The sequence below is a fragment of the Streptosporangium sp. NPDC006013 genome (assembly GCF_040614275.1).
Lineage (GTDB): Bacteria > Actinomycetota > Actinomycetes > Streptosporangiales > Streptosporangiaceae > Streptosporangium.
In genome coordinates, this window is record NZ_JBEXUE010000449.1 from 1 (window position 1) to 8,127 (window position 8,127).

An 8,127-nucleotide genomic window follows, 5' to 3' on the forward strand; every position below is an offset into this window, starting at 1 on the left:
AGGCGGGCGTTCACCTCGATGACGCGCAGTCCCCTGGAGGAGAGCTTGATCTCGGTGTGAGTGAACCCGTCGGTGAACCCGAGAGCGGTGTGCGTCGCGGCCCTGTCCTGGCCCGCCCTGCGATCGGCCGTCCGCGCCGGCTCCGCATGGGACCCCGGTGACCTCCACCATGCGGAGAAGATCAGCGGCCGCATCTCATGACAGCCCGGCCTGCGTCCCCTCTTATCTGTAGTAGCTGAACGTTTGAGCTGCTCAGGCCCCTGGTAGAGCGTTAGGAACATAAGTCACGCGCGAAGAGTCACTGGGGCCGTTCTCGAAACAGCCCGAAGGTAGGTGACGAGATCCCGTCCGATCATCATGGTCGGGCGGGATCTCGTCGCTTCCGGAGTCCTGATGCCGCGCTGTGCAGGCTGGTTGTGGCTCGTGTGGCGCTGTTGTGTGTGGCGAATGTCGGCGTACGGGTTCGCGTGCAGAGCCAGGTACAGGTAAGCGCAAAGGGGTGAACGGGCACGTCAGCGGGTGACGATCATGGGATTCGCCAGGCGATGTCGATCATTTGGATTGGGGGTGTCGCGGTGCCGCCGGAGGCCTGCTGAGGGTACGCCTCAGCCGTGCGGCGACGGCCACGGCGGGCCACAGGCGGATGGCCAGGTTCCTCGCCAGGATGCCGCGTCGTGTCGCGGGGACGAGGAGCGCCGAAGCCTGTCCGAGGTTGCGCTGCTTGGGATCCACCAGGCGTCGGTGCGTGATCTCGTATCGGCGGAAGGCCGCCTGGAGGTCGTCCGGGGCGGCGGCCAGTTCCTCGGCGAGGGTGAACGCCCCCGTCATGGCCAGGGTGGAGCCGTCTCCGAACAGTGACACGCAGGACGCGGCATCACCGAGGAGCCCGACCCGGCCGTTCCACCAGCGGGGTAGACGCACCTGGCTGACCGAGTCGAAGTAGAGGTCCTCGGCGGTGCGCACGCGCTCCAGCAGTTCGGGTGCCCGCCAGGACACGTCCGCGAACGCGCGGGTCAGCAGCCGCTTGTGCTGCTCGGTGTCGCGGTGGTCGAAGCCGGGTTCGGCCGGGCTGCGGTAGAGGAAGAACGCCAGATCGCCGCTGGGGGTGGGGCTGACGGCGACCGTCTTGCCGGGCGTGTTGTGCATGAGGACGTCCCGGCCGGGTCCGGGCCGGCCGCCGAGCGGCGTCGTGGCGACGTAGAGGCCCATGTGGTGCACGAGTCCGCTCTCTGCTGCGAACGCCAGCCGGCGCGTCGTCGAGTGCAGGCCGTCGGCCCCGATCACCAGGTCGAAGCGGCGGGGGGCGGCGCGGTCGAAGGTGACCTCGACTCCGTGCTCGTCCTGAGCGAGGGTCGAGATGGAGTCGTCGAAGAGGAACTCGGCGTGGTCGCGGCTTGCCTGGTACAGGATCGACGCCAGATCGCCGCGTGGCAGCTCGACCTCGCCCGCCTGCTGCATGGCGCGCATGTCGATCCGGCCGATCCGCCTGCCCGAGGCGTTGACGAGGCTGACTCCCGTCGTGCCGGTGGCGGCCTCGCGCAGCCGGGACAGCAGGCCCATCCGTTCGGCGACGTCCACGGCGCGTCCTCTGACGTCCACCGGGTTCCCGCTGGAGCGTAACCCCTGGGCACGTTCGACGACGGTGACGCGGAAGCCGTACCGGGCCAGCCAGTAGGCCAAGGTCGGCCCGCCGACGCCGGCCCCGGAGATCAGCACTGTGCGCTCGCTCATGACACCTCGCTAAACGGATGAATTTCCTCCACTTTGATGCACGGTACCCTAAGTGGAGGAAAACCGTCCAATTACTGGTTGAGGTGGCAGTGGAGACGAAGAAATCTCAGGAGACGGCGGGGCTGCGCGCCGACGCGCGCCGCAACCGGGACCTGATCGTCGCGGCCGCCCAGAAGCTGTTCCTGGAGCAGGGCGGCGACGTTCCCCTGGAGGAGGTGGCGCGCCGGGCGGGCGTCGGCATCGGCACGCTGTACCGCCGCTTCCCCGACCGGGACGCACTGCTCCGCGCCGTCGGCGAGGAAAGCCTTCTACGCCTGGTTGACCTGGCGGAGACCGCCTGGCGTGAAGAGCCCGACGCCTGGCACGCACTGTGCCGCTTCCTGCGCACCTGCGCCGAACTGCGGCTGGGTGCACTGCCGGCGAAGCTCGAGCCGCACCTGCACCAGCAAATCCGAACCGGCCACGACCTGCACGAGATGCGGCAGCGGGTGATCGCCGTCGTCCTGCGGATGACCGCACAGGCGCAGGCGGACGGGACCCTGCGCGGCGACATCGGCCCCGGCGACATCGCCCTGCTGATGACCCTGCAGGTCTACACGCCGCCGGACATGCCCGACGGACAAGCCATGGCCCGCGTGGTGGAGATCATGCTGAGCGGCCTGCGCGCCGGATCGGAGCCCACCCTTCCCGGGGCTCCGCTCACTGGCGATGACCTGCGCCGCTACACGGCCGTGCAGCAACCTCCCGCCACCCGGACGCACCTGGACGAGTAGCTCCCAGGAGTCGGCGAAAGCGTCCGGAGCATACGGGTGACGACAGAGCTGAACACTTTCGAGCCCCAGTGCTGGAAGCTCTTCAGCGACAGGAACCCGGGATTAACCCAGTTCAAATACTGCCCGTCGTCCACAATGCGGAGATCGGCAGGCAGGAGAGCCCGTCGCCGATGAAGCGGGCGGGGTCGTCGATCGCGGCCGCGCGGACGGCGGGGTCGTCGAGAAAGCGGGTGACGCTGTTGGGGATCCGGCTGAGGATTCGGCGAGAGTGCTTTTACCTACCTGGCGGGCACCGTTGATCATGATGACACGAGTGTCCTGGAGCGCGTCACAGACCAGCTCCATCGCACGTCGTGGCGTGTATTCGATGCCCTGTCGCATGGGGAAACAGCAACACTGGCTTTCGATCTGCCGAAGGGTCGCCTTTCGATCTGCCGAGATTTCGAGGTGGTTGGTCGGTGATCGACGGGTTACACGTGAGTTCCCGGGGGGCTTTCCTTGTCGTCGGGCGTGGATTGAAGTCGGTTGATTTCGGCGGCGGTGCTGCGCTCGGCCGTTCTCATGAAGCGGAGGACGGCGCTGAGCTCTTCGTCGTCGAAAGCACCGAGGTCGTCCCGGGTGCGTGCGATCAATCCCGCGTAGGCGGCAGTGACTCGGTCGAGGCCGTCCTGGGTGGGTTCGATGAGGACCCGCCTGCGGTCGTCGGGGTCGGCCACCCGCCGGACGCAACCCGCGGCGACGAGCCGGTCGATCATGCGTGAGGCCGATCCGGTGGTGAGATTCACCTGCTTGGCCAGAACGCTCGGTGTGGCGGGGCCGTGATGGCCCAGCACGTGTAGGCACTGCACATCGGTGTCGATGACCCCCAATCGGTTGGCGACAACGTTGTTGAGCTGCACGACCAGGATCGCCCAGTGGGGCACCGCGTCGCCGATGAGCTCGGCAAGCAGCGCTTCCCTGTCCGGGTTCGGCTTCGTCATCGTGACACCTATCTCCTTCCAATATTGCTGCGTCGCGCAGTAATCATGTATTTTGGCTGTGTGACGCAGCTACTGTGTGACACAGCTACATTATCTCATCGCCCTCTTACCAAGGAGCACAGCGCAGTATGACCACATCCACCCGCCCCCATGGTGGTGGCGCGGCGACTCCCGCCCTCCTGTCCGGGCGCGCGGCGTTCGTCGTTCTAGCCGTGATCCTCATCGCGGACTTCATGGAGCTCCTTGATGCCACGATCGTCAGCGTTGCGGCCCCGGCGATCGCCGAGGACCTGGGCGCCGGTGAGGCCGCACTGCAGTGGATGCTGGCCGGGTACACGCTCTCCGCCGGAGCAGGCCTGATCACCGGTGGCCGCATCGGCGACCAGTTCGGACGCCGCCGCGTGTTCCTCCTTGGACTGGCCGCCTTCATGCTGGCCTCGGCCGGCTGTGGGCTGGCGCCGAGTCCTGGTGTGCTGATCGGCATGCGGGTCGCGCAAGGCCTGGCCGCTGGACTGATGATCCCGCAGGTGTTCGGCATCATCCGCGCCTCGTTCGAGCCCGGCGCACGCGCGAAGGCGCTCGGCGCCTACGGGGCCGTGCTCGGCCTGGCCTCGGTGGCCGGACCGCTGCTCGGCGGAGTCCTGGTCGAAGCCGACCTCTTCGGGCTGGGCTGGCGGGCGATTTTCTGGGTGAACGTTCCGATCGCGATCATCGGGCTGATCGTGGGAGCCCGGTTCATGCCCGAGTCCCGTGTGCCGGGCAACGCCCGGCTGGACCTGCCGGGCGCGGCCCTCGCCTCCGCCGCCGTGGTGCTCCTGCTCCTGCCCCTCATGCAAGGACGCGACTGGGGCCGGCCCTGGTGGAGCTTCCTCATCCTGGCGCTCTCGGTGCCGGCGGTGGTCTTGTTCCTCATCAGGGAACGGCATCTGGTCGCACGCGGCGGGCAGCCGATCCTTGATCCCGCCCTCCTCCGGGTACGGGCCTTCGCCGGTGGCCTGTCCGCTTCCCTGCTGTTCTTCGGAGCTCTCGGTTCCTTCTTCCTCCTGCTGTCGCTCTACCTCCAACTGGGCACTGGACGCACCGCGCTTGAAACCGGTCTGGTGATCCTGCCCTACGCCATCGGCTCGATCATCACCTCCGGCATCGGTGTCCAGTTCGCCCACCGCGCTCTCCTTGTGTCGGGCGCGCTGGTCCTGGCCGCGTCCCAGATCATCCTGCTCCTCATCGTCCGCGACGGCGCCGAACCCGCTTACTGGGCACTCGCCGCGCCGCTGTTCCTGGGAGGTCTGGGACTGGGACTCACCGCCCCGTCCCTGGTCAACGTCGTTCTGGCCGGCGTACCTGCCAAAGACGCCGGTGCCGCCGGCGGTGTCCTCACCACCGTCGGCCAGGTCGGCAACGCGCTCGGTGTCGCCGTACTCGGGGTCGTGTTCTTCACCCGGCTGGAAAGCTCGTTCGCCGATGGGGGCACCGGCCTCGTCGCCTACGGCGACGCCTTCACCGCGATCCTGCCCTGGCAGATCGCCTGCTACATCGCCGCCGCCGCACTCATGTTCCTGCTGCCCAGGCGCGCGAACGCCTCTCATGAGTGACCGCGAGGTCGTGACATCGCTTCTCGTCCGTCTGTGCACGGTCGACACCGTCCGTGCCACCCCGATCCAGACAGCTTCCCAGGAGCCCTGATGACCGACGCGCCCCATGTCACCGTCGACCCGTTCGCCGTCACCATTCGCGGAATCGGCGAACCCCATCCCGCTCGCGCCGCTCTGCGCGCCGCAGGTTCCATCGTCCGGGCTGACGCCCCGGCCGGCGGCCCGGTGTGGATCATCACCGACGACGCGCTCGCCCGGGAGGTCCTCGTCCACCCTTGCATCGTGAAGGACCCGGCCTACGCGCCGGCGGGCTGGGACCCGCGGATCGCAGGTCTCGAACCAACCGCCGCCGCACAACCGTCGCTCACCACCTTCGACGGCCCGGCGCACGAGCGACTGCGCCGGGCGCACTCCCCGCTTTTCACGGCCCGGCGGATGAGCGACTACTCCGAACGAATCACGGCGCTCGCCCGCGAGCTGCTCGCCGGGCTCGCAGACGCCGGTGAAACGGTGGATCTGATGGCCGACTTCACCACCCGCTTCCCCCTCAGCATGGTCTGTGACGTGCTCGGCGTCCCGCTCGATCGGGTCGGCCAGGCCATCGCGGCCTGCCGGGGCATGTACAGCGACGATCCCGAGGAGGTGGGGATGGCGATGGCAGCCTTCGGGGAATTGGCCGCGGCCGCGCTGAGCGACGGCCGCGACGGCCTCGCCGTCGAGCTGCGCGATCGGGTCCCCGACGAGATCACCGAGACACAGCTGCACTACCTGCTCTTCACCCTGCTCTACGCCGGACAGCTCACCACCGACCCGTCATTGGGATTCCTGCTCGCGCGCGTCTTTGCCGCAGAAGACACCGCAGCGGAGGGGACCACGATCGACGAGTTCGTCCGGGAGACGCTGCGCCTGCACTCGCCGGCACCCTTCAGCCTCTGGCGGTTCACCTCCGCCGACCTCGAGCTTGCCGGGGTGCGGCTCCCCGGCCGCTCGCCGGTGCTCATCGACATCCAGGGCATCAACACCGACCCCGGCCGGTCGATCGGGCCGGACCTAACCTTCGGCGCCGGCCCGCACTACTGCACCGGCGCTCAGCTCGCTCAACTCGAGCTGAGGGCGGTCGTGGAGGTTCTGCGGGCCGACTTCCCCGACGCGCGCCTCGCGGTGCCCTTCGCCGAACTCCAGCAGACCGACCTCGGCGGCATACAAGGGAGCCGCTTGACCGCTCTCCCGGTGAGACTACGGGGCTGACGGCCTGCGGGATCCGGCACGACGCTGTCACCGGGCGCCGGCGGCCGGGCGTATCACGATCTCGTTGACGTCGACCTCGGCGGGCCGGCCGATCGCCCCCGTGATCGCGACCACCTTGGCCGATGCCCTCATGCCCGCTCCCGGTACAGCACGAGGTGCTCGTGGTAGAGCACGCCGTCGCGGATGTCGCCCGTGGCGGTGAATCCGGTGTCGTCGACGTAGTCCAGATGACCGCCGGTCACCGTGTACCGGCCCGTGTACGCGCTGCGCCGGTCACCGCGTGCCTCGTCGTACCGGCCGTCCGCTCGCAGCTCCTGGCGGATATGGCCGTCCGCGGTCACCCACATGCCGACCACATCCACCTTTCTGTCATCGGTGGTCCTCGTCATGGTCTTCTCCTTTACGCAGTGATCTGTCCTTCGTCACCGAGTCTGGGCGGGTCGCGGGCCGCCGACCAGGACGCTCGCCGCCTGGGTGCGACACACCCGGGCAGGCCGCCGTCTGCCTGTCTAACCTGGGGGTATGGCTGACAACGAGCTGGGAGACTTTCTGCGCGCACGCCGCTCGGGCCTGCTGCCAAAGGACGTCGGCATGGCGACTTATGGGGTACGCAGGGTCGCCGGACTGCGCCGCGAGGAGGTCGCCGTTCTGGCCGGTATGAACGCCGACTACTACACCCGCCTGGAACAGGGGCGCGAACGCCACCCCTCACCCCAGGTGCTCGACGCCCTCAGCCGTGCCCTGCACCTGGACGCCGACGCCCGCGCGCACCTGTACCGGCTGGCGGGCACCGCGCCGAACGAGCGGCCGGACCAGACCCGGGACACGGTCGATCCCGCACTGCGCCAGCTGATGGACGGCTACTCGAACACTCCCGCGTTCGTCATCAACCGCACCCTGGACATCCTTGCCGCCAACGCCCTGGCCGAGGCCCTGTTCTCGCCCTTCGAGCCCGCCGACAACCTCGCCCGGATGGCCTTCCTCGACCCCGCGGGACGGCACTTCTACACCCGCTGGAACTGGGCCGCCCAGGCCACCGTGGCCAACCTGCGGCAGGCGGCCGGGTTCGACCCCGAGCATCCCCGGCTCCGCGAGCTCGTACGGACCCTGACCGGGCAGAGCAGGGAGTTCGCGGCCCTGTGGAGCGCCCACAGCGTGCGGGGCAAGACCCGGGACGCCAAACAACTCATGCACCCGGACGTCGGCCCCCTGACCCTTACCTATCAGGCCTTCGACGTGCGTGACGCGCCCGGCCAGCAGCTGATCATCTACCATGCCGAACCCGGCAGCCCCAGTGCCCAGGCACTCACCCTGCTCGGCAGCATAGGCGCCACCCGGCGACAGCCCCTGGACCGTTCGGCCGATTGAGTGCCCGTGACCTCGTCTGAAGAGACGGCCTGGAGGGGGCGGCGAGGGCACGTGGTGCTCGGCCGAGCGGGAGAAGGGCGGTTCGTGGCATAAGGTAGATGGCTGTTGCGTTCCACAGGGGCGCATGCAATGACCGCTCGGCGGCCGCGAGAGCGGTATCACCCCGGTCGAAGCCCACCACCCCCGGTGGGCTCCCGAGCCGGGCGGAGTCTCCGTCTGGATGTTGGACGGAGATCTGTTGAAGTCGTACTTCGCCGTGCTCGGTACGCCCGGAGCCTGGCGGTTCCTCGTCCCCGCGTTCGCCGCGCGCCTGCCGTACGCGATGCTCCAGCTCGGCGTCCTGCTGCTCGTGCACCGCGTATTCGGAAGCGAGGGACACCGGGCCCGGCAGCGACTCGTCGTCAAACTCGGCGTCCTCGTCCACGTCCGGCTCGC

At 68.7% G+C, this 8,127-nt stretch carries 9 protein-coding genes; 5 read left to right on the forward strand and 4 right to left on the reverse strand.

Annotation, left to right across the window (positions count from 1 at the left end):
• The coding region (locus ABZ260_RS41095; RefSeq protein WP_355628530.1) for a hypothetical protein at positions 1–194 on the reverse strand (194 nt) is incomplete at its 3' end.
• Between the two features lie 358 nt (positions 195–552).
• Positions 553–1,731 carry an FAD-dependent monooxygenase gene (locus ABZ260_RS41100; RefSeq protein ID WP_355628533.1) on the reverse strand — a complete coding sequence of 393 codons (1,179 nt, stop codon included), beginning with the start codon at positions 1,729–1,731 and terminating at the stop codon, positions 553–555.
• Between the two features lie 83 nt (positions 1,732–1,814).
• On the opposite strand from ABZ260_RS41100, the gene ABZ260_RS41105 reads away from it, so the two are divergent.
• The gene (locus ABZ260_RS41105) at positions 1,815–2,504 is read left to right on the forward strand and encodes a TetR/AcrR family transcriptional regulator (RefSeq protein ID WP_355628536.1); all 690 of its coding nucleotides are present in this window, start codon (positions 1,815–1,817) and stop codon (positions 2,502–2,504) included.
• A gap of 470 nt (positions 2,505–2,974) precedes the next feature.
• On the opposite strand, the gene ABZ260_RS41110 is transcribed toward ABZ260_RS41105, so the two are convergent.
• The gene (locus ABZ260_RS41110) at positions 2,975–3,484 is read right to left on the reverse strand and encodes a MarR family transcriptional regulator (protein WP_355628539.1); all 510 of its coding nucleotides are present in this window, start codon (positions 3,482–3,484) and stop codon (positions 2,975–2,977) included.
• A 128-nt stretch (positions 3,485–3,612) separates the two neighbouring features.
• Between ABZ260_RS41110 and ABZ260_RS41115 the strand changes: the two genes are divergently transcribed.
• Positions 3,613–5,076: an MFS transporter gene (locus ABZ260_RS41115; RefSeq protein WP_355628541.1), complete on the forward strand. Its 1,464-nt coding sequence runs from the start codon at positions 3,613–3,615 to the stop codon at positions 5,074–5,076.
• 90 nt (positions 5,077–5,166) lie between these two features.
• Positions 5,167–6,324, forward strand: coding sequence for a cytochrome P450 (locus ABZ260_RS41120; protein ID WP_355628544.1), 1,158 nt, complete (start codon positions 5,167–5,169; stop codon positions 6,322–6,324).
• Positions 6,325–6,452: 128 nt separating this feature from the next.
• Here the strand turns inward: ABZ260_RS41120 and ABZ260_RS41125 are convergent, their stop codons facing one another.
• The gene (locus ABZ260_RS41125) at positions 6,453–6,713 is read right to left on the reverse strand and encodes an Atu4866 domain-containing protein (RefSeq protein ID WP_355628547.1); all 261 of its coding nucleotides are present in this window, start codon (positions 6,711–6,713) and stop codon (positions 6,453–6,455) included.
• A gap of 133 nt (positions 6,714–6,846) precedes the next feature.
• On the opposite strand from ABZ260_RS41125, the gene ABZ260_RS41130 reads away from it, so the two are divergent.
• Both ABZ260_RS41130 and ABZ260_RS41135 read left to right on the forward strand, forming a co-directional pair.
• A complete protein-coding gene (locus tag ABZ260_RS41130; RefSeq protein WP_355628549.1) occupies positions 6,847–7,692 on the forward strand; it encodes a helix-turn-helix transcriptional regulator in 846 nt (281 codons plus the stop codon).
• 238 nt (positions 7,693–7,930) lie between these two features.
• On the forward strand, positions 7,931–8,127 hold a 197-nt coding region (locus tag ABZ260_RS41135; protein ID WP_355628552.1), incomplete at its 3' end, for a hypothetical protein.